The 22,781-nt window shown below is 60.4% G+C and carries 23 protein-coding genes; 5 read left to right on the top strand and 18 right to left on the bottom strand.

Annotated elements, in window-relative coordinates:
• The first annotated feature begins 197 nt into the window (after positions 1-197).
• The gene (locus QMC91_RS04265; RefSeq protein WP_300235801.1) at positions 198-455 is read left to right on the top strand and encodes a hypothetical protein; all 258 of its coding nucleotides are present in this window, start codon (positions 198-200) and stop codon (positions 453-455) included.
• Between the two features lie 569 nt (positions 456-1,024).
• Here QMC91_RS04265 and lon read toward each other — a convergent pair.
• The 11 genes from lon to QMC91_RS04210 all read right to left on the bottom strand — a co-directional run bounded on the left by lon (position 1,025) and on the right by QMC91_RS04210 (position 13,098).
• Positions 1,025-3,406, bottom strand: coding sequence for an endopeptidase La (gene lon / locus QMC91_RS04260; RefSeq protein WP_300235798.1), 2,382 nt, complete (start codon positions 3,404-3,406; stop codon positions 1,025-1,027).
• Positions 3,407-3,461: 55 nt separating this feature from the next.
• On the bottom strand, positions 3,462-3,881 hold the full coding sequence (locus QMC91_RS04255) for a MarR family winged helix-turn-helix transcriptional regulator (RefSeq protein ID WP_300235795.1): 420 nt from the start codon (positions 3,879-3,881) through the stop codon (positions 3,462-3,464).
• Positions 3,882-4,214: 333 nt separating this feature from the next.
• Positions 4,215-5,318 (bottom strand): ATP-NAD kinase family protein, encoded by a 1,104-nt coding sequence (locus QMC91_RS04250; protein ID WP_366944370.1) that lies wholly within the window; start codon positions 5,316-5,318, stop codon positions 4,215-4,217.
• Between the two features lie 27 nt (positions 5,319-5,345).
• Positions 5,346-6,152, bottom strand: a complete 807-nt coding sequence (gene trpA, locus QMC91_RS04245) for a tryptophan synthase subunit alpha (protein ID WP_300235792.1) — start codon at positions 6,150-6,152, stop codon at positions 5,346-5,348.
• Complete coding sequence (gene trpB / locus QMC91_RS04240; RefSeq protein WP_300235789.1) at positions 6,149-7,324, bottom strand: tryptophan synthase subunit beta; 1,176 nt, start codon at positions 7,322-7,324, stop codon at positions 6,149-6,151. The genes trpA and trpB overlap by 4 nt, the downstream gene beginning before the upstream one ends.
• Positions 7,321-7,878 carry a phosphoribosylanthranilate isomerase gene (locus QMC91_RS04235; RefSeq protein WP_300235786.1) on the bottom strand — a complete coding sequence of 186 codons (558 nt, stop codon included), beginning with the start codon at positions 7,876-7,878 and terminating at the stop codon, positions 7,321-7,323. The genes trpB and QMC91_RS04235 overlap by 4 nt, the downstream gene beginning before the upstream one ends.
• 11 nt (positions 7,879-7,889) lie before the next feature.
• Positions 7,890-8,648, bottom strand: coding sequence for an indole-3-glycerol-phosphate synthase (locus QMC91_RS04230; protein ID WP_300235783.1), 759 nt, complete (start codon positions 8,646-8,648; stop codon positions 7,890-7,892).
• Positions 8,645-9,661: an anthranilate phosphoribosyltransferase gene (gene trpD, locus QMC91_RS04225; RefSeq protein WP_300235780.1), complete on the bottom strand. Its 1,017-nt coding sequence runs from the start codon at positions 9,659-9,661 to the stop codon at positions 8,645-8,647. The genes QMC91_RS04230 and trpD overlap by 4 nt, the downstream gene beginning before the upstream one ends.
• Positions 9,658-10,239, bottom strand: coding sequence for an aminodeoxychorismate/anthranilate synthase component II (locus QMC91_RS04220; protein ID WP_300235777.1), 582 nt, complete (start codon positions 10,237-10,239; stop codon positions 9,658-9,660). Before QMC91_RS04220 ends, trpD begins: the two co-directional genes overlap by 4 nt.
• Positions 10,239-11,660, bottom strand: a complete 1,422-nt coding sequence (locus QMC91_RS04215; RefSeq protein ID WP_300235774.1) for a chorismate-binding protein — start codon at positions 11,658-11,660, stop codon at positions 10,239-10,241. Before QMC91_RS04215 ends, QMC91_RS04220 begins: the two co-directional genes overlap by 1 nt.
• A gap of 79 nt (positions 11,661-11,739) precedes the next feature.
• Positions 11,740-13,098, bottom strand: coding sequence for a TrpB-like pyridoxal phosphate-dependent enzyme (locus QMC91_RS04210; protein ID WP_300235772.1), 1,359 nt, complete (start codon positions 13,096-13,098; stop codon positions 11,740-11,742).
• Positions 13,099-13,353: 255 nt separating this feature from the next.
• Here QMC91_RS04210 and QMC91_RS04205 point away from each other — a divergent pair, with 255 nt between their 5' ends.
• From QMC91_RS04205 to QMC91_RS04195, 3 genes are read left to right on the top strand one after another with little or no spacing between them, the layout of a single operon-like run.
• Positions 13,354-13,797, top strand: a complete 444-nt coding sequence (locus QMC91_RS04205; RefSeq protein WP_300235769.1) for a spore germination protein GerW family protein — start codon at positions 13,354-13,356, stop codon at positions 13,795-13,797.
• Between the two features lie 20 nt (positions 13,798-13,817).
• Positions 13,818-14,492, top strand: coding sequence for a DUF2953 domain-containing protein (locus tag QMC91_RS04200; protein WP_300235766.1), 675 nt, complete (start codon positions 13,818-13,820; stop codon positions 14,490-14,492).
• A complete protein-coding gene (locus tag QMC91_RS04195) occupies positions 14,485-14,739 on the top strand; it encodes a hypothetical protein (RefSeq protein ID WP_300235763.1) in 255 nt (84 codons plus the stop codon). The genes QMC91_RS04200 and QMC91_RS04195 overlap by 8 nt, the downstream gene beginning before the upstream one ends.
• A gap of 4 nt (positions 14,740-14,743) precedes the next feature.
• Here QMC91_RS04195 and QMC91_RS04190 read toward each other — a convergent pair whose 3' ends face one another.
• The 5 genes from QMC91_RS04190 to radC form a co-directional block, all read right to left on the bottom strand.
• Entirely contained in the window at positions 14,744-15,889 is a 1,146-nt protein-coding gene (locus QMC91_RS04190; RefSeq protein WP_300235760.1) for an ABC transporter permease, read from the bottom strand.
• Positions 15,886-16,557: an ABC transporter ATP-binding protein gene (locus tag QMC91_RS04185; RefSeq protein WP_300235758.1), complete on the bottom strand. Its 672-nt coding sequence runs from the start codon at positions 16,555-16,557 to the stop codon at positions 15,886-15,888. Before QMC91_RS04185 ends, QMC91_RS04190 begins: the two co-directional genes overlap by 4 nt.
• 5 nt (positions 16,558-16,562) lie before the next feature.
• A complete protein-coding gene (locus QMC91_RS04180; protein WP_300235755.1) occupies positions 16,563-17,699 on the bottom strand; it encodes a hypothetical protein in 1,137 nt (378 codons plus the stop codon).
• 2 nt (positions 17,700-17,701) lie between these two features.
• Complete coding sequence (locus QMC91_RS04175) at positions 17,702-18,358, bottom strand: Yip1 family protein (protein ID WP_300235752.1); 657 nt, start codon at positions 18,356-18,358, stop codon at positions 17,702-17,704.
• A gap of 209 nt (positions 18,359-18,567) precedes the next feature.
• Positions 18,568-19,239 (bottom strand): DNA repair protein RadC, encoded by a 672-nt coding sequence (radC, locus tag QMC91_RS04170; protein WP_300235750.1) that lies wholly within the window; start codon positions 19,237-19,239, stop codon positions 18,568-18,570.
• Positions 19,240-19,431: 192 nt separating this feature from the next.
• Between radC and QMC91_RS04165 the strand changes: the two genes are divergently transcribed.
• The gene (locus QMC91_RS04165; RefSeq protein ID WP_300235746.1) at positions 19,432-21,084 is read left to right on the top strand and encodes a tetratricopeptide repeat protein; all 1,653 of its coding nucleotides are present in this window, start codon (positions 19,432-19,434) and stop codon (positions 21,082-21,084) included.
• Positions 21,085-21,209: 125 nt separating this feature from the next.
• Here the strand turns inward: QMC91_RS04165 and QMC91_RS04160 are convergent, their stop codons facing one another.
• Positions 21,210-22,340: a pyridoxal phosphate-dependent aminotransferase gene (locus QMC91_RS04160; protein WP_300235743.1), complete on the bottom strand. Its 1,131-nt coding sequence runs from the start codon at positions 22,338-22,340 to the stop codon at positions 21,210-21,212.
• Positions 22,337-22,744, bottom strand: a complete 408-nt coding sequence (gene ribH / locus QMC91_RS04155) for a 6,7-dimethyl-8-ribityllumazine synthase (RefSeq protein ID WP_300235740.1) — start codon at positions 22,742-22,744, stop codon at positions 22,337-22,339. The genes QMC91_RS04160 and ribH overlap by 4 nt, the downstream gene beginning before the upstream one ends.
• Positions 22,745-22,781: the final 37 nt, after the last annotated feature.

The following is a 22,781-nucleotide window of genomic DNA, read 5'->3' as shown; positions in this document are numbered from 1 at the left end:
TAACGGTTATACGAGCATATTTTCAGAAAAGGGGGATTGTGATGTGATGGGTAAGAGCAAGGGACCGATGGAGGGGGTCCTGACCTGTTACCTTCTATATACCTTTATGTGACAGACATCATCGGATCCCCTGGAGAAAATTTCCAGCCGAAAACAGTCCCGGTTGGTCGAAAACAGGGCCTGCGCCCCCCGAAGGTGTGGCAATCCGGATCTGGCGGAATTTCGCGGCGCTGATCGTCTTCCCGTCGGTCTTCTTCTCCATTGCATATATACGGTTCCTGCGGATGGACATCCGATGGCCGGACGCGGGGCCCCGGGTCTCCCCCTGTCGCACAGGACGGGTCCCGCCGCTCACTTTCGGAAAAGACGGCGACGGTCTCGTCGAGGAAGAGGAGGTACCCCCCGAGATATCTCCCGCGACCGCCCCGAGCGGCAGGAGGACGAGAGTCTTGTGACCCGGAGATCGTCGGCAGTGATGGCGTAGATGAGCGTGACGCTGCCATCGGAAGAGCGGACGGTGTCTTCGAAGACGTAGCCCTCGGGAAGGTTGGCCGGGCAGGGGGATCTCGGGGCCGAAGACCTCGCGGGCCTCGGCGGGTATGGCCGCGTACCCGGGTGCGACCGGCCGGAACCTCGATGCCGGGAACTGCCCCGTATGCTGGACGTTGAAGAGAGCGCGGTCGGTACCCCGGGTACACCCGGCAAACCTTCAGCCATCAGGCCCTTTCCGACCCCATAGCGTCGATCAGGCGCTTTACGAAACTTGCAACCCGGTTTCCGGTAACATCCGGAGAGACCCCCGCCCTGTCCGGTGGCACGCATCGTTCGATCGCCAGGGGCCAGAACTTTGGGATGACGTCCCGCTCGCTCGTCGTAGACGACGTGCACGACTCTCCACACCCCGTCGATATCGACAGTCCCGGCTTGGGCGATGACGAGCGACGTCGTGCTGCGCCGGATAGCGGGGGTCCAGGTGTTGCCGTAAAAAAAATGTCGTTGTGCCCGCCCCGGCCGCAAAGGACGGTCAGAGATCGTGCGCAGGCACGCAACGCTTCTCCGGATACGTAACAACCTGTCCTGGAGGGAGATCGATCCCGAGCGCCTCGCGCAGGACGTCATCGATGGTATCCACGGTCACGAACGTAAGTTCGCGCAGGACGTCCTCGGGTACATCCTCAAGATCACGCTCGTTCTCCCGCGGCAGGATGACTGTCCTGATCCCGGCCCGGTGCGCCGCGAGGACTTTCTCCTTGATCCCGCCCACCGGCAGCACTGCACCGGAGAGTGTAACCTCGCCGGTCATCGCGACCGTCGGGTCGACCGCCCTGCCGGTCACGAGGGAGGCAAGCGCCGTAAAGATGGTCACCCCGGCCGATGGCCCGTCCTTCGGGGTTGCCCCCGACGGCACGTGGATGTGGATATCGCTTGCGAAGAAGTCAAACCGGCTCGGCATGCCAGCCAGCCTTGAGCGGATCAGGCTGAGCGAGATCTGGGCAGACTCCTTCATCACGTCCCCTAACTGGCCGGTAAGCGTCAATTTCCCCTTTCCGGGCATGAACGTCCCCTCGATGAAGAGGATCTCTCCGCCGACCGGCGTCCAGGCCAGCCCTGTCACAACGCCAGGCGGGTTCTCCTTCCTTGCCGCATCCTGTCGGACGATCTCTCTTCCCAGGATCTCAGGCAACTTCTCAGGTGTCACGACGATCGGCAGGTCGACCGTCCCGGAGACTACCTTCGCGGATACAAACCGCGCAATCCTGGCCAGCTGTTTCTTCAGACCCCGCACACCCGCTTCCCGTGTGTAGCGGTCGATGATCGCCTCGATGGCGCCGTCATCGATCTGGAGTTTGTCCTCATCCAGACCATGCTCCACCTGCGTCTCCGGCAGCAGGTGGTCTTTTGCAATCGCGATCTTCTCGTTCTTCGTGTAGCCCGAGATCTCGATCACCTCCATCCGGTCGAGGAGCGGTGCCGGGATGGTAGAGAGTGTGTTCGCCGTCGCGATGAAGAAGACATCCGAGAGGTCGTAAGGAACCTCCAGGTAGTGGTCTGAGAACGTGTTGTTCTGTTCGGGGTCGAGAACCTCCAGAAGGGCGCTTGCCGGGTCTCCCATGTACGAAGAACTGACCTTGTCGACCTCGTCGAGGACAAAAACCGGGTTTTTCGTCCCGGCCCGTTTCATCCCCTGGATGATCCGGCCTGGCAGCGCCCCGACATACGTCCGCCGGTGACCCCTGATCTCAGCCTCGTCCCTTATACCACCTAGACTGATCCTGACATACTTCCGGCCCAGCGCGTCCGCAATGCTCCGTCCGAGGCTTGTCTTGCCCGTGCCTGGCGGGCCCACCAGAAGGAGGATCGAGCCCTGTTTCTCCTTTTTGAGTTTCATTACCGCCAGGTGCTGGATTATCCGCTCTTTAACCTTCTCGAGGCCGTTGTGGTTGCTGTCCAGGACGCGGCGAGCCTCCTCGATATCGATCTCCTTTCTCTCCTCAACAGTCCAGGGCAGGTCGAGCAGGAGGTCAAGGTAGTTCCTTATCCCCTGGCTCTCATGGTGCTGGCTCCCCCCCATCTCCAGTTTTTTTAGTTCGACAAGTGCCTTCTTCCGCACCTCATCTGGCATCGTCGAGCGCTCGATCCGCTCCCGATAGTCCCCATCGCCGGAGGAGCCCTCGCCCTCGTTGAGTTCTTCCTGGATCACGCGGAGCTGCTCCCGGAGCAAAGCCTCGCGATTCGCCTTACCAACATTCTCGGAAGCCTTCCTTGTAACCTCGATCCGGAGGTTAAGCCGCTCGCTAAAGTCCACCAGTAAACGGAGGAACGCGGTGTAGCGCTCTCTTACGGACACGGTCTCAAGCAGCGACTGCTTGGTCGCAACGTCCATCGGCATAAAGGGCATGACGAAAGCCATGATCTGGTCGACAGACTCCATACTGTCAACGGGGCGGGTGAACTGCTCGGAGCCCTGGAAGTTGCTGCTGATCTCGTGGATGGCCGCCCTGACATCGCGAAGCATCTCTTCTCGGCCTGTCTCATCCAGGTCATCTATGTCCGGGAGCTGCTCGCAGGAAGCGTAATACACTCCATCGATCTCCGAGAGTGTCACGGCCCGCACACGGGATGTTGCATGCGCAAAAACGATGTAACCCTCGTCTGCAGGCTGCACGCGCACGATGGACAGGAGTGTCCCGATCGTGTAGAGCAGATCGGCCGGGTTTTCCCCTGCCTCCGCGTCGCTCTTTGCGGTCAGCCCGACCGCAGATGCCGACCCATAACTCTTTACTGCACTGATAAGAGCCTCCCCAACGGTTTTCCCGACCAGGACCTTCGTCCGGGTCTCCGGGTAGACCACGATATCCGGGAGCGGTATGACAATGTGCTCTTTGCTGGTTTCTTGTGAGTACATGATTATTTTTTCCTGATGATCTGGTTCTGAATTACTTTACATGGAGGGCGACTGATTACCCAACCTTGCTGAGGATCTCCACCAGGAGGTCCACCTCGTTCTCATCGAGCGTCTGCATCATCCTCTCGACCAACCTATACAGCGCGTTACGGTCGGCGTTCGCCAGCATCCGCCCCTTCTCGGTCAGACGGATGTAGGTCACTCTTCCGTCTTCGGGTGACCTCTGCCGGTATACGCACTCCATCCTGACGAACCTGTCGACCATCTCCGAGACGGTGGGCTTTGAATTTCTGGTAATCTCCGCAAGCCTGCTGAAAGTCACATCACCGTGCCCGTCGATGACTTTCAGGTAAGCAATCTGTTTCGCCGTCACATCGCCGAGGCCGCACTCGGAGAGGATCTCGCAGGAACATTCATCCCTGATGGCGAAGAGGCGTTCAAGCACCTCAAACAGACTGTCCGTTCCTGCTGACATATCAGATGTTTAGTTAGTTTGTGTATACCTAACTATAAAGATTGTTATAGGGGCGGATGAATCCGGCTTGTTCCCACAGTATTTCGGATTTGAGCGGATTGCGCGGAGTAAAGACTTCTAGAGGGGTTGCTCCCTGGCGAGATTATGAATGCAGCATCCTTTTCTCCGTCTCACTGATCTTGCGCAAACATCCCTTCTAACCAGAACTGAGAGGAGACTCATTATTGAGCGAGACGGCTGCTTCGAGACGCAGTAGCCTCACACGACAGGTCAGCTGTCGTCTACAAATCGGTTCCCTGGATCAGATCATCCAGTCTAAAAACGACTCCCACCTCACCCGGGGTGGACAACCCGTTTCCGTTGTGCTATCCGGTAACCGGAGATGACCAGAAGAGAATCCCCGACCTCCCGGTCGAGCGCCGGATCCCCGGAATCGACGTATAGAAGAGGGGTGGCGGCAAGTTTTCCCGGTGTGGCCACCACGATCAGGTTGGATAACCCGACCTTCCGGAGGACTGTCGGGCTGATCTGCTGGTTTCCCCGACCGAGGACGAACCCCTGGGCACCGATGGGGCTGAGGATGACCTTAGCCCGCGGGTATTCGTCGAGGAGGGAAAGGAGCGTTCGTTCGTCGGCGTCGCGGGCGACGACCTCCCCGTTCCTGACGGCGTCGACACCGAGCAGCGTCGGTGAGAGGCCAAGCCGCTCCATGATCCGCGCCGTCGTGCTCCCCGCGCCGATGATGTAGAGCGTCTCGGGGAGCATCACCTCGCTTATAAATGCCGCAATATCATCCTTTGCCCGCCCCTCGTCCTGCTGCTCGAAGACCTGTTTCCCGCCCTGTGTCCGCTCCGGGATGAAAGGAACGTGAGCGTAGCCGTATAGACGGACGGCGAGACGACCAGAACGGTAGGCCTCCTCATCGACGTCCATCACCTCGGAGTCCCGGCACGGGATCTCCCCTGCCTGCCGGATCAGGTCCGCCGCGGCCGCCGGGTTGACCGCAAATACCGCCGAATACATCTTCACACCGGCCGGTATCCCAAGGATCGGAACCTCCCGGCCAACGGCATCCAGAACGTCCCGGGCCGTCCCGTCACCGCCACAGAAGACGATGAGGTCGACCCCGGCCGCAAGAAACACCCGGCACGCCGCCCGTGTATCAGCGGCAGTGGTCGGGGTGCCGGGGTGGTAGAGAACAGTGCAGCGCTCGATCCCCGCCGCCGCGAGGACGTCCTCGCCCATCGGCGCCGCAGAGGTGTACCACCGGATCTCCTCACCGCGGAGATGGAAGAGTGTCTGGACAGCCCGGCCTGCAGCACGCGGAACTGCACCCCGGCGGAACGCTTCATCGACCTGACCGTCCGTCCCCGCGAGACCAACCGCCCCGCCCATCCCGGCAACCGGGTTAACCAGGAACCCTATACACCGCATCATCCATGTAATCTTTCACGTAAGGGCATATCAGGTTCGGGATGAGGACGAAAACCCGTCTCGCAGTGAGACTATTGCTGCCCGGAGCGCCTCGCGCATCCCTGGCCCATCGTCCATATGCTCCTCTATCAGCCGGACGAGCGCACTCCCCACGATGACACCGTCCGCCCCCGCATCCAGAACCGTCCGGACGTGTTCAGGGCGCGAGACACCGAACCCGACGGCAATCGGGAGATCGGTCTTCTCCCGCACAGCGCTGACCAGCCCGGCGAGACCGGATGGAAGGTGGTCGCGCTCGCCGGTCACACCCTCAAGCGAGATCAGGTAGGCAAAACCCGATGCCTCCTGGAGTATGGCGCGCTGCCGTTCCGGCGAGGTCGTCGGGGCGATGAGGGGAATCCTCTCGATCCCGTGCCGCCGGGCAGAGGGCACGACCTCCTCTGACTCCTCGACGGGAAGATCGACTATGAGGACACCGTCTGCGCCGGCGGCCGTTGCCTCAGAGAAGAAACGGTCGACTCCACGGCGGTAGACGATGTTGTAGTAGGTGAAGAGGATTAAGGGGAGATCGGGTGCATAATCCCGGATCTTCAGGAGAAGGAGAAAGACATCTACGGGCCTGATCCCGGCCATCAGGGCACGGTGGTGCGCCCGCTCAATCACTGGGCCGTCGGCAACCGGGTCAGAATAGGGGACGGCGATCTCGAGTATATCCGCTCCCGCATCGATCATGGCCGTTGCCGCACTGAACGATCTACCCATATCCGGGTCACCGGCAACGGTAAACCCGATGAAGACCGGACGACCCCGGAAAAAGGCCCCTGCAATCCGGCTCATTCCACACCCCCGTTATGCTTCGCGACCTCAACAACATCCTTGTCGCCCCTCCCTGAAAGGTTGATCACCAGTATCCCATCACGGTCAAGTTCATCCGCCGCGCGGAGGGCAAAGGCTACGGCGTGGGCCGACTCGAGCGCCGGGATGATCCCCTCGGTACGGGAGAGGTAGCGGAAGGCCTGGAGCGCCTCGGCATCGGTGACCATCTCATACCTTACCCTGCCGGAATCCTTCAGCATGGCATGTTCCGGCCCGACGGAGGGGTGGTCGAGCCCGGCGGCGATCGAGTGTGTCTCGAGGGTCTGTCCGTCGTCGTCCTGGAGCAGGTAGGAGAGAGCACCCTGAAAGACCCCTACCGAACCCCGCGAGAGCGAGGCCCCGTGCTGGCAGGACTCCGGCCCCTCACCGCCTGCCTCCACGCCCACCAGAGCAACACCGGCATCACCCACAAACGGGTAGAATATACCGATTGCGTTCGATCCCCCGCCGACACAGGCGACTATCATGTCCGGGAGACTCCCCTCCCGCTCCAGGATCTGTCGCCGCGTCTCCACCCCGATCACCGACTGGAAGTCCCGGACTATCATGGGGAATGGGTGCGGGCCGACGCAGGAGCCTAGCAGGTAGTGGGTGTCCCGGAGGTTTGCCACCCAGTCCCGCATCGCCGCGTTGATGGCGTCTTTGAGCGTCCGCGTCCCGGCGGTGACAGGGATGACCCTGGCGCCAAGGAGTTCCATCCGGAAGACGTTTAGCGCCTGGCGCCGGGTATCCACCTCTCCCATGTAGACATCAACGGAAAGCCCGAGAACGGCCCCCGCGATCGCGGTCGCGACACCGTGCTGCCCGGCACCGGTCTCGGCGATAAGCCGGCTCTTTCCCATGTAGTTTGCCATGAGCGCCTGGCCCAGGGTGTTGTTCAGTTTGTGGGCACCCCCGTGAAGGAGGTCTTCCCGTTTCAGGTAGACACGGCAGCCAAGGTCGCGGGAGAGGTTCTCGCAGAATGTGAGCGGGGTCTCCCGACCGGCGTACTCGTGAAGATACCAGGATAACCGGCTGGAAAAATCCGGATCCTCCCTGACCCTGGTGTAGGTCTCCTCAAGTTCGATCAGCGCACTCATCAGCGTCTCGGGCACGTACTGCCCACCGTATATACCGTATCGTCCTGCTTTCATGGGTCCATCATCCTGCATGCCTTCACAAACGCCCGCACAAGCCGCCCGTCCTTCATACCCGGCGTCGCCTCGACGCCCGAACAGACGTCGACGGCATACGGCCGCACCGCCCGGATGGCCGCTGTCACGTTCCCGGGGTTCAGGCCGCCCGCCAGGATTACAGGGACGCTGGAGGTGGCCACGCAACTCCGGGCATAATCGAGGTCAAACGCCCCCCCTCTCCCATGGCTTGCATCGATTATCACAGCGTCACAATCATCCCGCATAGGGTCGCCGGGGGCAAGCATCCGGATGACATGGACACCCGCATGGGAGGGCAACTCCAGGTCAACCGGCACCTGGACGGCGTCCGGGTGCAGGGAGAGGATCGCCGGGAGGTCTTCTGCTCTCCCGGTCGAGGTGACGGCGACGGTGGTCACAGACGGCTGGACGGCCGCAAATATCTCACGGGCATCTTCCGGCGTCACAGAGCGGGGGGACGGGCTCGCGAGCACCACACCGATCGCGTCAGCTCCGGCCTCAACGGCGACGAGTGCGTCGCGAACGTTCGTCATCCCGCAGATCTTTACGCGAATACAAACCCCTCCAGCCGTTTCTGCCGATCTTTTGCCGACATAAGTGCCGAACCGATCAGAAAGGCGTCACAGTGTCGCGATAGACGCCTGACGTCGCAGGGCCAGGCGATCCCGCTCTCAGAGACCACGAGTCGCCCGGCATTCCTGGCAATCCCCGCCAGTCGGACGGTCGTCGAGAGATCGATCGTCATCGTCTCAAGGTTGCGGTTGTTGATCCCGATCAGGCTTGCATCTGTCGCAAGAGCACGCTCCATCTCATTCCGGTTGTGAACCTCGACAAGGGGCTCAAGCCCGATCTCAAGCGCCGCATCGACAAACGTAGATAGCCTGTCGCGGAGCAGACGGGCTATCAGGAGGACAGCGTCGGCACCAAGTGCCCGGGTCTCGGCGACCTGACGCTCGTCGATGATGAAGTCCTTGCGAAGGATGGGGAGTGAGACCGCACCCCGCACCCGGGCAAGGTTCTTGATACTCCCCCCAAAGTAGGTGGGTTCGGTGAGCACCGAGAGCGCTACAGCCCCGCCGTCGGCAAACTCCCGGGCGATCGCCCCAGGCGCGGCACCGTCGTGGATCCTCCCACGTGATGGGGAGGCGTACTTGACCTCGGCGATGATCGCGTGCCGCTCCCGACAGGAACGGATGGCCGCTTCGAGGCTCCGGTGAGGCATTCCGCTGGTATCGATGACCTTCGCCTGATCGAGACCTGCCAGGCGTTCCCCTGCCGCACGGACAATATCGTCGAGTATCATGCCCCGCTCCCACTCACCCTGACCAGCCTGTGGAGTCGGTCAAGCGCCGCCCCTGAGTCGATCGAAGCCTCCGCACACTCTATACCCCCGGCAAGGTCTTCGGCCTTCCCGCCAAGGTAGATCGCCGCACCGGCGTTCAGGAGGACGATATCCCTCGCAGCGCCCTTCTCCCCCGACAGAACGGAGAGGAGGATCCTGGCGTTCTCCTCCGGGCCGCCACCCCTGATAGCGGCAGGCGGCGAGTGCGGGATACCAAACTTCGTGCAGTCGAGCGTATACGAGACCACCTCCCCGTCCCGGAGTTCGGCTACCGTCGTCGACCCGGTCGTGGTGATCTCATCGAGTCCCTCACCGTGGACCACCATCGCCCGCCGAACCCCGAGGTCGCCGAGAACCCTGGCGAGCGGGACGACAAGATGGGGGTCGTAGACCCCCAGGAGCTGACCTCCCGCACCCGCCGGGTTGGTTAGAGGACCAAGGAGGTTGAAGACAGTCCGGATCCCGATCTCCTGGCGGGCCGCCCGGGCATACTGCATCGCCGGGTGGTAGGCCGGAGCGAAGAGGAAGACGATCCCCGCGGCAGAGAGGACGGCCTCCACCCGGTCTGGCGGGATCTCGACGGCGACGCCGAGCGCCTCGAGGACGTCGGCCGAACCGCACCTGCTCGATACCCCCCGGTTCCCGTGCTTCACGATGGGGACACCCGCTCCTGCCGCCACAAAAGCAGCCGCGGTGCTTATGTTAAACGTCCCCGCGCCATCGCCCCCCGTGCCGCAGGTATCCACCCGCGTCCCTGTGTGGGGGAGGGTGATCGGGACGGCCGCCGCTCGCATCACACGGGCAAAAGCCGCGATCTCCGCAACGGTCTCTCCCTTCATCCTTAGCGCTGTGAGGAAACCTCCGATCTGGGCAGGAGTTGCGGCGCCACGCATGATCTCATCCATCACCCCTTCCGCCTCGACCGGCGGGAGGTCACTGCCCGAGGAGACGCAGGCAATCGCCTCGCGGATCATGCCACACCACCTCTCCCATAGAGGAAGTTTGCAATCAACCGGTCTCCCTCAGGGGTGAGGATACTCTCCGGGTGGAACTGCACTCCCTCGATCGGGAACTCACGGTGCCGGACACCCATGATCGCCCCATCATCGTCGCTTCTTGCCGTCACAAGAAGGGAGTCCGGGACGGTGTCGGGATCGATAAGGAGCGAGTGGTAACGGGTAGCGATGATCGGGTCGGGCACCCCTTCGTAGATCCAGGCACCGTCGTGGTGGACTACCGACCGCTTCCCGTGCATCAACCGCTCCGCCCGGACTACATTTGCGCCGAATGCAAGGCCGATCGCCTGGTGACCGAGACAGACCCCAAGCGTCGGAACAGTCCGGCTGATTCTCTCGATCACCTCCCGATAGAGGCTAAAGCCGGCCGGGTGCCCGGGTCCCGGCGAGAGGACGACGCGGTCGAATCTCAGCGACCGGATCCTCTCAAACGGCGTGTCGCTCTTCACCACGACCGGTTCGGCCCCGAGCATCCCGATCTGCTGACATAGGTTGAAGGTGAAACTATCATAGGCATCGACCACAAGCACCCGCATCAGCCCATCTCCTCCTCTGCGCCGAGCGCCGCAAGCATCGCCCTGGCCTTGCTGGCGGTCTCAACCCACTCGCGACCGGGGTCGGAGTCGGCCACAATACCCGCCCCAACCTGAACGGAGGCTATACCGTCCCGGACGACGACCGTCCGAATGGCTATCGCGAGGTCCATCGTGCCGGAGAACGCAAGATACCCGATAGCCCCCGCGTAGATCCCGCGCCGGAGGCCCTCCACCTCGCCGAGGATCTGCATCGCCCTTACCTTCGGCGCGCCAGAGACGGTTCCAGCCGGGAAGCATGACCGGAGAGCGTCAAAACGGTCGTAGCCATCCCGGAGCCTCCCCGAGACGGTCGAGACGATGTGCTGGACGTGCGAGAACCGCTCGATACTCATGAAGTCAGTCACCGAGACGCTACCATAGGCTGAGACCGCCCCGATATCGTTCCTCGCCAGGTCAACGAGCATGACGTGCTCCGCGCGCTCCTTCTCGTCTGCCAGGAGTTCGGCCGCGAGCCGATCGTCCTCTGCCACAGTCCGCCCACGGGGTCTGGTGCCGGCGATCGGGACGGTCGTAACCTGGCCGTCCTCCACCCGTAGCAGCATCTCGGGACTGCTCCCGGCAATCACCACGTCACCAAAATCCAGGTAGTAGATGTAGGGGCCGGGATTTATCTCACGGAGTCGCCGGTAGACCCCAAACGGTTCGCCCTCGATCCAGCAGGCAAGACGCCTGGACAGAACTGCCTGGAATATGTCACCCGCCGCTATATGCTCCTTGATCCTTAAAACAGCGGCCGAAAACTCTTCCTGCGTGCAGGACGACGTCACGGCACCGGCACGGACAGGCACGACAGGAGACGGGTCGGGGAGGTGGTTGAGCCTGGCGATCCGGGTTGTTATCGCAGCACGGGCGCGGAGGTACTCCTCCTCCAGGTCGGCCTCGTCGGTGAGAAGGAGGTTCTCGATCACCGCGACTCGGCCCCGCCGTTGGTCGAAGGCAAGGCAATCCTGCGCCAGCATGAACCGGGCGACGGGGTCTTCGGTCTCCTCCACCGGGGATACAGGATAGAGAGACGAGACCAGGTCGTATGAGAAGTAGCCGGCAAGCCCACCGGAAAACCGCGGTAGCGTGGATGGCACGACCCGGAACCGCCCCATGAACTTGCGAACGGCATCGAGCGGGTCATCGACCTCGATTCCGGCGGCAACCTCGCGGATACGTGGATCGCCGGAGACGATCAGCGTCCCATCCGGGGCCACGGCGACCGTCGCGGCCGGAGAGGTGCAGATAAAAGAGTAGCGTGCGATCTTCTCGCTCCCCTCAAGCGACTCCAGCAGGAAACCCGGGCCGTCCCGGATGGTGGCGTAGATCTCTGCCGGAGAAAAAGAGGGGAGAGGGACCTCAACAAATACCGGGACCACGAGAGGCCGGTCGGTCGCGGCCTCCTCGAATCCCTGAATTAGGGTCAGCTCTCTTCGAGCGCAGTCCAGTCCACCGGCATCACCCCCTCACCGGCAGCCTGGAGAGAGACTCTTTGATCAACTCCAGGGGGTATTCGTAGTCGGAAAGTTTTCCCATAAGGTAGGCCTCGTAGGCGGAGAAATCGAAGTTGCCGTGACCCGAGTTGTTGAAGAGTATAACCTTCTCTTCGCCGGTCTTACGACAGAGGAGCGCCTGGTCGATCGCGGCCTTCACCGCGTGGGCGGCCTCGGGCGCGACGATGATACCCTCCGTCCTGGCGAACGTCAGGGCTGCCTCAAAGACCTCGTTCTGATGGTAGGCAACCGCCCGGACCACGCCGTCATGGACGAGCCTCGATACCAGGGGAGATGCCCCGTGGTAGCGGAGCCCCCCGGCGTGGATCGCCGGCGGGACGAAGTCATGCCCGAGAGTGAACATCCGCATGAGAGGCGTCAGCCCTGCAACGTCCCCGAAGTCGTAGGTGTAAAGCCCTTTCGTCAGGGTTGGGCAGGCGGCAGGCTCCACCGCAATAATATCGGTATCCGGGTGCTTCCCGGTCAACTTCTCGCCCGCGAATGGGAAAGAAAGCCCCGCAAAGTTGGATCCGCCACCGACACAGGCGATCACCACGTCCGGGTAAGCGTCTGCAACCGCTAGCTGCTCCTCTGCCTCCTGACCGATGACCGTCTGGTGGAGGCAGACATGGTTGAGGACGGAACCTAGCGAGTAGTTGGTGTTATCGTGGTTTGCGGCGTCCTCGACCGCCTCGGATATGGCGATACCAAGGGAACCAGGCGTCTCCGGGTCGCGGGCGAGCACCGCTCTACCGGATTGTGTCCTGTCAGAAGGGCTCGGGATGCACTCTGCACCGTAGACCTGCATCATGCTCTTGCGGTAAGGTTTCTGGTCGTAGGAGGCCCGGACCATGTAGACGGTGCACTCCATGTCAAAGAGACTCGTTGCGAACGCAAGTGCCGAACCCCACTGCCCCGCACCGGTCTCGGTTGCAAGCCGCTCGATCCCCTCCTCCCGGTTATAATAGGCCTGGGCGATGGCGGTGTTGGGCTTGTGCGAACCCGGCGGGCTCACGCCCTCCCACTTGTAGTATATCTTCGCCGGTGTTTTCAAAGCCACCTCAAGCCTTCTTGCCCGGTAGAGAGGGCTCGGCCTCCAGAGGGTGAGGATGTCCCGGACCTCGCCAGGGATGTCGATGTAGCGCTCCGTGCTCATCTCCTGCCGGATCAGTTCCATGGGGAAGATGTGACGGAGGTCGTCCGGGGTCGCCGGTTTTCCCGTAACCGGGTGAAGGGGCGGGTCCATCGGCGTCGGGAGATCCGCCTGGATGTTGTACCACCGCTTAGGCATCTCTCCTTCGTCAAGGAGGATCTTGGTCTGCATAGATGAACATGGTCTTTGCACACATATATACATTATTATACATTATTGATCTGCGATGATCCAATATTATCCTGAAACTGACCAGAGTGGCAGAAGACAGACCTATACCCATTACGGCACCCGTCCCAGCGCTCTACCTTCCTTTGCTGGATGGTCATGAACAGTTGTATCCTGTTTTTAGGCTACCTAAAACCAATCATTATATACAGAGCCTCGATAGAGGATGACCTGGTGAACCTTTTGTCAGGAGAAACAATGCTTAAGCTAACCGTCGAACAACTTGCACGAACACTATGCGCGAACGCCGTCCTCGGTTCCCCTGTCGATGTCGGCGACCGGGTCATCATACCAGTCGCCGAGTTTGGATTCGGGTTCGGTGGCGCGGAAGGTGCCAGAGGGGATAAAGAGGGGGGCAGCCAGCATGGTGGTGCCGGGACCGGCGGCGGCGGTGGCGTATCGGCTGTTGCTGTGATCATCATCACAAAAGACGTCCCGGGTCCCGACGGTATCCAGGTGGTCTCGCTGAAGAAGAAGAGCCAGCTGGCAGAGGTCATCACGACCCTCGGGGAGACGGTTGGCCCACACGTCGCACATGCTTTCGAGAAGGGCACGGATATGATGATACAGCGCAAAAGCAAAGAGCCGCAGGCAACAGCAGAGGGGACCGATATCCCGGTCAGTGCCGAAGAGGAGACCTAAACCTCTCTTCGCCCCCCTCCATGACCGCGACACCCCTCTTTTTGATCCTGCTCGCCGTCGCCCATCTCCTCCTGCTTATCCTGCTTGCCCTCTACCTGGCGCCGGCAACCATCGAGATGGTTGCCATCTTCTGTCGGGAAAGAGCATGGGCGACCGCAACCCTGACCTGGGGCTTCGCGGTGGTTGGGGTCAGAGTCTCCGACGGGGTGCAGGTGCTTGAGGTCTTCCTCGCCGGCCACCGCGTCGTTACCCGGGATCTCCGGGATATGATAGCGGCAAACCCCCGATCGGGGGAGAGAGGAGAGGGACAAAAATCGGCCCGAGAGTTGCGAGATTACATCGAGATCACCGAAGACCTCTGGCCACATCTCAGGAGGATTCTCGAAACCATCTACAGATCTATCCACATTGAGACTCTCCAGGGAGATATCACCCTCGGCCTCGAGAGCCCCGCTGACACGGGTGTCGTTTACGGTTACTGCACCGCCGTCCGCTACGCACTCTGGCCGGCGGAGGAAGTCGAGTTCGTGGTGACCCCGGTCTTCGACCGCGAGGTCTTCGAAGGCACCCTCACACTCCGGATGCGACTATACCGCCCCCTCCTGATCCTCATCGCGGTCACAGGGGCTCTTCTAAAAAAACCGGTGCGAGACCGGCTCTGCCAGAAGTCTGTAAGAGGGGCTCCAGGTGTCTGAGGGTAGCGATCTCATCGTCGGAGGAGGCCGCAGGGTCGAAGGGCGATGCATCATCCCAATCGTCAGGGCCGTCGCCATCCACGGGCGAGAGAGCGCCGTGGTCAGTCTGACCCCGGTCGCCCTGATCGTCGCCGAAGGGGAGAACGAGTATCTCGCTCTTCTCCCTGGCGTGGCACCGGACGTCAGGGACGTTATCGACACGCTCCGCGACGATATCAAGCGTCAAAAAGAGGAGTGCGCCGGATAAGTAATCACTCGTAGCGCAGCGCTTCGATCGGGTTTAGTTGCGCCGCCTTCCAGGCCGGATAGAGACCGGAGGCCACGCTTGTGAAGACCCCGAACGCCATCCCAAAGAGAATGTAGAGGAGGCTTTTGGGATGGAAGAGGTAATCGGGGTTTCCGACAAAGACTGCCGTCGTCACATACCCGGCGCAGAAACTGAGCACCCCACCTATGGCGGCGCCAACAAGCCCCAGGATGAGCGCCTCGTAGATGAACATCCGCATCACCTCCTTTCGCCGGGTACCGATGCTCCGCAGTATACCGATCTCCTTCGTCCGCTCGGTGACCGACATCAGCATCACGTTAAGGATAGAGACACCGGCGACAACGAGCGAGACCGCGCCGATCCCGGCTAAAAAGACCGTGATAGCGTCGGTAGCCGCAAAAATACTCTCCAGGATACCCCGTGTATCCATGACGTTGACGACTTCCTCCCGACGGTTCATCTTCTGTTCGATTGCCGCCTTGACCGCATCCAGGTCGTTGACGTCCCGGACCTTAACGATCACCTGGTCGTAGTCGTCCTCATCGTAGTGGTTCGAGTACCAGGAATAGGGCACAATGATGGCATAATCGGGGTTGATATCAAACCCGAGCCCCCGCTCTTTGAGCACCCCTACAACACGGAGGGTATCGCCGCCAATACTTGCCCTGGCACCAAGTTTCAGGCCGTTATCCCGGCTGTTTGCGGCAACCTGGCTTCCGATCATGCATCCGCCGCCGGTATCACGGGGGTAATTCCCAGATTCTTTCTCTAGGAGGAGAGGGATATCTTCGGCAGGGATAGCATAGATCATCACCACACTCTCTTTTTCACCCACAGAGACCTTATCGGCGGTGGTCGAGAAGGGTATGACCACGTTTGACCCAACCGCCCTCCTGATATCTGTCACCTGCCGGTCGGTGAGTTTCCCGCCGCCAACCCCTGCCGCCGGCGAGACGATCAGGGTGTCACCGACATCGGTGACCATGTCGCTGAACATCAGACCGATGCTGTTACCCATGATACCCAGGGTGGCGATAGCGATGACGCCGATGACGATCCCTATTACCGCAAGCGACGACCTGAGCCAGTGACGCTTGATGTTCCTGACGGCGAGATCAAAGAAGGTCATACCACCACCCTCCCGTCCTCGAGTTGTATAGTGCGATCGGCATACTCGGTCATCCTGATGTCATGAGTGACCATGACGATCGTCTTACCCTCGTCGCGGTTCATGCGGGAGAGGAGATCCATGATTGCAGTTCCGGTCTTTGAGTCAAGGTTCCCGGTCGGTTCGTCGCAGAGGAGGAAGTCCGGGTCGTTCACGAGAGCGCGGGCGATCGCCACACGCTGCTGCTGCCCTCCTGAGAGTTCGCCGGGCTTGTGACTGAAGTGGGTCTCTGCGATCCCGACCGCCATCAGAACTTCTTTTGCCCGGTTCCTGGCAATGTTCTGCCGTCCTTTCAGGATAAGCGGGTACTCGACGTTTTCCACAACCGAGAGCAGCGGGATCAGATTGAACTGCTGAAAGACGAAACCGATATGGTCACGCCGCAACAGCGTCAGGTCGTCGTCGTCCATCCCACTGATCTTTCTCCCGGCGATGGTGACCTCGCCCGAGGTCGGGACGTCGAGCGACCCCATGATGTTTAAGAGGGTCGACTTCCCCGACCCCGACGGCCCCATGATCAGGACAAACTCACCCTCATCAATGGCGATATCGACACCGTCAAGCGCCACAACGTCACCCGCCGGGAGGGGATAGACCTTGGTGACGTTCTCGAAACTTATGACCGGCATCCTCGTTACGTCCGCTTCCAGGAGTGGTAGATTGCCCCTGCAACACCAAGCGCGATCAGGATGACGAGCACAACCCCTAGAACAGGGAAACCGCCGCTCCCCCCCTCCTTAACCGGCGTCATCACTGTGCTGCCAAGCCCCACAGGTGTCGTGCTGGTGTAGAGGTTTCCATCGTCGTCCCGGTACTCGACGAAAAGCGGAACCTCGTCCACGCCGGCATCAGCCCGGAACGTCACTTCAAACGAGGAGATGTCATCGGGATCGAGCGTCCCGACAACATAGACCCGGAACGGGTCGATCGGGACCGCGGGCGAACCCGGGGTGATCATCACCGACCGCGCAGACTCAAGTCCCGCGTTCATGACATCCCCCACGATCCGGTAACCGCCGGTGATGGGTGTGACCTCAACGTTGGTGATGACGGGGTTGGCCCGTTTCTTGTCCTCGCCAAACGTGACCGGCAGCACCAGATCCGTTGTGTGGGTGTTTATCCCATTGCGCCAGACCACCCTGAACGTGACGTCCGTCTCCGTCTCCGGCGCCAGGTTGAATGTAACGCTCCCGGACGCATCAGGCTCCAGTCCCCCGATAAAACCGGTCGTGGGGGTGACGGAAAAACCCGTCCCCTCCGGAACCACCTGGACACCGGAGGCGGCGTTCGGTCGAGGGTTGCCGACCATGACAGTTATCCCGGCCGTCCGGCCTTCGGAAAAGGCATCCGGCTTTTCAACCATGGATATGCTGAGCGGGGTGTCCTCGACCTGGATAGCGACCGGATGGCGTAAACTGCCCCCTTCACGGAAGTCAAGGACAAAAGTGGGATAAAAAGTCCCCTCTCCACCGTCCGCCCGGATGGTGAAGGTGAACGTCTTGGTGTTCCCGCCACCGATCTCCCCTACCGAGAGGTATGGATCCGTTGTTGGCACAACACCTTTGCCGTAGAGCCTGGCGCTCTGGATTGCGACCGGTTCGGCACCGTTGTTCTGGATAACGATCGTGAGCGTCCCTGTATCCCCGCTCATCATGACCTGTGGATCGAGAGAGGAAGAGACGACGGTGATATCCGCAGGGGCGGCAGTGATCGGTGAGACGAGCGCCAGTGCAGCACAGAGCGCCAGTACGAGAAATTTTAGATCTTTCATCTTTACAGCCATCCGATAAGGGTTATGATCAGGTAGATGACATAGATGCCCACCGGTATCCCTACGGTGAGGGTCGCATCTCTCGTTGAGAGGTTCCTTGCGTATTTCATGCCGAATATCCAGATGTTTGCACTCCAGATCAGGAAGAGGATGCTCACGATACCTGCAACCTGCGCCAGCGGGTCAGTTGTAAGGACGGTCACCAGGTACTCGGAGAACGCCGCAATCTCTTCAGCGCTGCTCATGGCCGGGACTGTCAGGCCCGAGAGGAGGTAGTATGAAAAGATAGATCCTATAATGCCACCAAAGACCTGGGGTATCAGACCATAACCCGTGACCTCCAGCGTTCGATTGAGCGATCCCTGACCCTTGAATACCATAGAGATGATGTGAAAGATAAAACCGTAGATGATCCAGGCAAGGAACCCACCGACAAAGGCGACGGCGGTTGAAAAGACTACCATGAGCGTGCCCAACCCCCCCATCTCGGCGGGGAGCATGGCAGTAGTTACATCTGCCATAATTAAGGCCGATACCGCACCAATCAGCCCGCATATCAGCGCTATAAGCGCCGGTACCTTAAGGCTCGGCTCATCCCGTATGCGGGCTTCAAAAAACCGCGCCGGATTGAGAAGCACCTGAAGAAACCCTGTTTCCATGAAAACTACACCTGTATACTTCTGGTCAAAGTAAAGCGATAAACTTTTTTCGAGAACCTGGTGCCGCGATCACCATCATCCCCGGTTTCGCCGTTGGGGACCCAGACGTTTGCGGGTTTTAAGGGGGATGCTACCAGACGTCATCGCTTCAAGCGATATATGCATATAACACCATGTAAAAAAAACATAACGTTTCCGCCCCGGTGACGCTACAGGTGACCGAGTTCCTTCAAACTCGCATACCCATTCTTTGTGACAATAATATGATCGAGCACCCGGATACCCAGGATCGACCCGGCCTCGACGAGCTGCCGGGTGATCCCGAGATCCTGCGTGGAGGGCTCAAGGCTGCCTGACGGGTGGTTGTGGACCAGGATGACGGAAGCCGCACGGTCGGTGATCGCATCGGCAAACACCTCCCGGGGGTGGACCAGGCTCTGGTTCAGGATTCCAACGGTGATGACCCGGCGCTCGATAACCTCACCGGCACCGTTGAGGGTGATACAGATGAAGTACTCCTGCTTTTTGCTCCGCCACTCCGCAACCATAGGGAGGACATCCTCAGGAGAAAGGACACGCTGCCCGGCAACGCCATCGTCCACGAGATAACGGCGCCCGAGTTCGAAACAGGCCATAATCTCACAGGCCTTCGCGCAACCTATACCCTCTATCTCCAGAAGGTCGCTGTAGGACGGAGCACCACCGACGCCCTTCAGGTAATTCTTGACATCGGCTGCAACCTGCCAGACATCCCGCCCTTTTGTGCCACGCCCGAGAAGGAGGGCGATCAGTTCGGCGTCGCTGAGCGCCTGCGGCCCACGACTTGCCAGTTTTTCTCGCGGGCGATCGTGGTTGGGGGTCTCACGCATCCTCTTTCTCATGCTCATCCTGCCAGATCGGGGTTTTTCTGTACCTTGATCTGGTTGAAGGAACATGTATACGTTGCCAAACGATCTGCTGGATGTCTCAGGTTCGATTCCGGCCTGGGGAACGGATCCCATCTTTCCGGAGATGGAGATCAAACGTATTCTATCGAAATCCTTTTCAAGGGGTGATCGATATCCATTAGCAGGATGGAGCTTCCCTGGAAGAGTGCCAAGGCCTGGTGCAGGAAGGGGCGCGCATACGCCAGGCAGGGGCAGTATGACCTGGCGGTCTCGTGCTACGATAAAGCGATCCGTCATGACGGCGAGAGTTCCATCCTCTGGTACTACAAGGGACTTGCTCTGGCTGCAGCCGGGCGACACCGGGAAGCAGTAGAGTGTTTCGACCATGCCATCAGGATCGATCCGACCTGCGCCAGGTTCTGGCAAGCCAGGGGACAGGCGATGTACAACCTCGGGAAGTACGGGGAGGCGGCAGGTTCCGCCGGTCAGGCGGTGGAGCTCGCACCTGACTGCACAGACGCCTGGCTCATCCGCGGCCACGCCCTGCGAAGGATCGGCCGAGCACTCGATGCAATGGAGTGCTATGACCGCGTCTTAAAGATCGAACCCGACCGTGTTGATGCCTGGCTCGCCCGTGGAACCGCGCTTGCTTCCGAACGCCGCTACGATGCCGCGATAGAGTGCTATGACCGCGTCCTCACGCTCGATCCGGGAAACGTAAACGCCTGGTATGCAAAGGGGGCGGTCCAGATCCTCCTCTCCCGTTACGAAGACGCACTCGTCTCTTTTGACCGGGCTGTTGCCGCCAGTCCCGGACACGCGGACGCCTGGTATGCCCGGGGCTGCACACTTGCAGCCCTCCATCGCTACGAAGGGGCAGTCGCCTCCTTTGACCGCGCACTCGCCATCAGGCCAGATGACGCCGAGGCCTGGCATAACCGTGGTCTGGCGCTCCAGAACCTGGAGCGCTATGAGGAGGCGCTCGAGAGTTTCGAACGCACTTTCAGGATCAACCCCGATTTCGCCGGGATCTGGTACCGCAAGGCCATCGTCCTTAAAAACCTGAAACGCTACGACCTTGCACTTGCCTGCTTTGACCGGGCGATCAGGGAGAATGCCATCGATGCGGAGATCTGGTACCAGAAAGGAATGGTCTACGTTCTCCTGAAACGCCACGAGGATGCAATAGAGTGTTTCGACCAGGCTCTCAAACTCAAACCCGATCATCTGGAAGCCGAATACTACCGCGGCGAGAGTTACTACGCCATGGGGGACTATGAGTCAGCGATAGAGTGCTACCGCACCGTGGTCGAGAATGACCCAAAGAACGTCATCGCCTGGAACAACTACGGCAACGCCCTATATCACCTCGAACGTTACGAGGAGGCGCTCATCTGCTACGAGCGTGCCCTGGAGATTGAACCCGATAACCTCAGGGTCTGGAACAACAAAGCGAGCGTTCTCTCCGTCCTCTCACACTACGACAAAGCGCTTGTCTGCTACGACAGGGAACTGCGGGCCCACCCCCAGAACGCTGACGCCTGGTACAACAAGGCCCTCGCGCTCTTCATCCTTGGACGCTACAGTGAGGCGGCCACCTGCTGCTCCCACGCGCTGGAGATCGATCCCACAAGACTCGCGGTCTGGAAAACGAAGGGTAACGCTCTCGTGCTCATGGAACGCTACGAGGAGGCAATCGAGTGTTACGACAGGGTTCTGGAGGTGAACCCTGACGACACCGAAGCGCTCAAAGGTAAGGCAGCGGCTCTTGTCAACCTGGACCAACCTGTCGAGGCGGCCAAATGCTACATGAGGTTGCAGCGGTTGCAGCGGGGTTAACATGTGCTACCCTGTGGGGAGGGCGCCCCGGCAACCGATTCCGGGACTTCTCAGTCAAACGATCGCAGATTGATCCACTGCGAAGTCTCCTTGAATAAGAACCCACAGAAAGAGAGGTGGGAACATTAGATCCGCACGATCCGCGCAACCGCTTCCTTGAGGTTCTCCATCGAGGTCGCGTAGGAGAGTCTGATCCAGCCAGGTGTGCCAAACGCGGTGCCGGGGGTGACGGCCAGGTGCGCGTCCTGAAGCCACGACCGGGCGACCGCCATATCGTCGCCGCCCACATTGATGTAGGCATAGAACGCCCCATCCGCGGGGGCAGTTGTATAGCCAATGTCCTGCAGCGCCGGCACAATGTAATCTCGCCGGCGCTCAAACTCGCGGCGCATCGTCTCCACGCAGTCCTGACTGCCCTGGAGGGCAGCGAGGGCGCCGTACATCGCAAACGTTGTTGGATGCGATACGGTGTGCTGCTGCACCTTCTCCATCTGCCGGATGATCGGCCTGGGGGCGACCGCGTAGCCTATCCGCCAGCCGGTCATCGCGTAGGCCTTCGAGAACCCGTTGACCGTGATCGTCCGCTCCGTCATACCAGGAAGGGAGGCGAGAGATATGTGCTCCTTTCCGTAGACCAGTTTCTCGTAGATCTCATCGGAGAGCGCATAGAGGTCATGATCACTGCAGATATCGGCGACGAGCCTGAGCGAGTCTGCGTCAAGAACCGCGCCCGAAGGGTTAGAGGGGGAGTTGACAACGATCATCTTTGTCCGGGGACCGACAGCCTCAAGGAGCGTGTCGTCGACCTGGAAGGCCACGCTGTCAAGCGCGTGGTGCCGGACGCTGGCGCCAGCAAGCCTTGCGCAGGGCTCATAGGAGACCCAGGAGGGGTCCAGTATGAGCACCTCATCCTCGGGGTTCAGCACGGCCTCCATCGCCTGGTGGATGGCATCTTTTGCCCCACAGGTTACCAGCACCTCGTCCTGAGATGCGGAAAAACCGTTCTCGGCGGAGATTTTCCTGGCTATCGCGGCCGTCAACTCAGGGATACCGGTGCTCGGGGCGTAGTGGGTCTCGCCACGACGGAGGGCATCGATACAGGCCTCCTTGATGTGTTCCGGGGTATCAAAGTCCGGTTCCCCGATCGAGAGGCTGATGACGTCGATACCCTCCGCGGCCATCCGCTTTGCGGCGTTCGATATCTCGATCGTTGCAGAGGGAGCTATACCCGCAATCTTCTCCGATAGGCTCCTCATGCCAATCGCTGGACCATCTTCACGGCCGACTCAACGGCGCGCTTTGCATAATCGATCCGCTCGGTTGCTTCCATACGGGTCATCCCCGGCCCGGAGATGCCAAGGGAGACAGGTTTATCGAACTCGAGAGAGAGGTCAATGATCTTTCGCGCCGCATGCTGGACAACGATCTCGTCGTGCTGGGTGGCGCCCTCGATGACACAACCGATGGTGACGACCGCGTCGATATCGCTGCGCTTGAGCAACTTCTTGATCGCAAGCGGCATGTCATAGGCACCAGGGACGTAGATCGTATCCATGACCTCTGCCTCAAGGAATCTTGCATGCTCTCTGGCCTCGATCTCCATCATATAGGTGATGTCACGGTTGAACTCCGCGACGACAAATCCAAGTTTTACTGTCATCTCAATCTTCCTGCTTTAGTGTTTTAGCACCGGTTCG

It is taken from the genome of Methanoculleus sp. (assembly GCF_030019085.1).
GTDB lineage: Archaea > Halobacteriota > Methanomicrobia > Methanomicrobiales > Methanoculleaceae > Methanoculleus.
The sequence above is the reverse complement of the archived record's forward strand: the minus strand, read 5'-3'. Positions and strand labels throughout refer to the sequence as shown.

What these genes read in the sequence shown, in the direction of transcription:
- lon (WP_300235798.1), bottom strand. Translation starts at nt 3,406, where the DNA reads ATGTACTCACAAGAAACCAGCAAAGAGCACATTGTCATACCGCTCCCG.
- QMC91_RS04255 (WP_300235795.1), bottom strand. Translation starts at nt 3,881, where the DNA reads ATGTCAGCAGGAACGGACAGTCTGTTTGAGGTGCTTGAACGCCTCTTC.
- QMC91_RS04250 (WP_366944370.1), bottom strand. Translation starts at nt 5,318, where the DNA reads ATGATGCGGTGTATAGGGTTCCTGGTTAACCCGGTTGCCGGGATGGGC.
- trpA (WP_300235792.1), bottom strand. Translation starts at nt 6,152, where the DNA reads ATGAGCCGGATTGCAGGGGCCTTTTTCCGGGGTCGTCCGGTCTTCATC.
- trpB (WP_300235789.1), bottom strand. Translation starts at nt 7,324, where the DNA reads ATGAAAGCAGGACGATACGGTATATACGGTGGGCAGTACGTGCCCGAG.
- QMC91_RS04235 (WP_300235786.1), bottom strand. Translation starts at nt 7,878, where the DNA reads ATGACGAACGTTCGCGACGCACTCGTCGCCGTTGAGGCCGGAGCTGAC.
- QMC91_RS04230 (WP_300235783.1), bottom strand. Translation starts at nt 8,648, where the DNA reads ATGATACTCGACGATATTGTCCGTGCGGCAGGGGAACGCCTGGCAGGT.
- trpD (WP_300235780.1), bottom strand. Translation starts at nt 9,661, where the DNA reads ATGATCCGCGAGGCGATTGCCTGCGTCTCCTCGGGCAGTGACCTCCCG.
- QMC91_RS04220 (WP_300235777.1), bottom strand. Translation starts at nt 10,239, where the DNA reads ATGCGGGTGCTTGTGGTCGATGCCTATGATAGTTTCACCTTCAACCTA.
- QMC91_RS04210 (WP_300235772.1), bottom strand. Translation starts at nt 13,098, where the DNA reads ATGCAGACCAAGATCCTCCTTGACGAAGGAGAGATGCCTAAGCGGTGG.
- QMC91_RS04205 (WP_300235769.1), top strand. Translation starts at nt 13,354, where the DNA reads ATGCTTAAGCTAACCGTCGAACAACTTGCACGAACACTATGCGCGAAC.
- QMC91_RS04200 (WP_300235766.1), top strand. Translation starts at nt 13,818, where the DNA reads ATGACCGCGACACCCCTCTTTTTGATCCTGCTCGCCGTCGCCCATCTC.
- QMC91_RS04190 (WP_300235760.1), bottom strand. Translation starts at nt 15,889, where the DNA reads ATGACCTTCTTTGATCTCGCCGTCAGGAACATCAAGCGTCACTGGCTC.
- QMC91_RS04185 (WP_300235758.1), bottom strand. Translation starts at nt 16,557, where the DNA reads ATGCCGGTCATAAGTTTCGAGAACGTCACCAAGGTCTATCCCCTCCCG.
- QMC91_RS04180 (WP_300235755.1), bottom strand. Translation starts at nt 17,699, where the DNA reads ATGAAAGATCTAAAATTTCTCGTACTGGCGCTCTGTGCTGCACTGGCG.
- QMC91_RS04175 (WP_300235752.1), bottom strand. Translation starts at nt 18,358, where the DNA reads ATGGAAACAGGGTTTCTTCAGGTGCTTCTCAATCCGGCGCGGTTTTTT.
- radC (WP_300235750.1), bottom strand. Translation starts at nt 19,239, where the DNA reads ATGAGAAAGAGGATGCGTGAGACCCCCAACCACGATCGCCCGCGAGAA.
- QMC91_RS04165 (WP_300235746.1), top strand. Translation starts at nt 19,432, where the DNA reads ATGGAGCTTCCCTGGAAGAGTGCCAAGGCCTGGTGCAGGAAGGGGCGC.
- QMC91_RS04160 (WP_300235743.1), bottom strand. Translation starts at nt 22,340, where the DNA reads ATGAGGAGCCTATCGGAGAAGATTGCGGGTATAGCTCCCTCTGCAACG.
- ribH (WP_300235740.1), bottom strand. Translation starts at nt 22,744, where the DNA reads ATGACAGTAAAACTTGGATTTGTCGTCGCGGAGTTCAACCGTGACATC.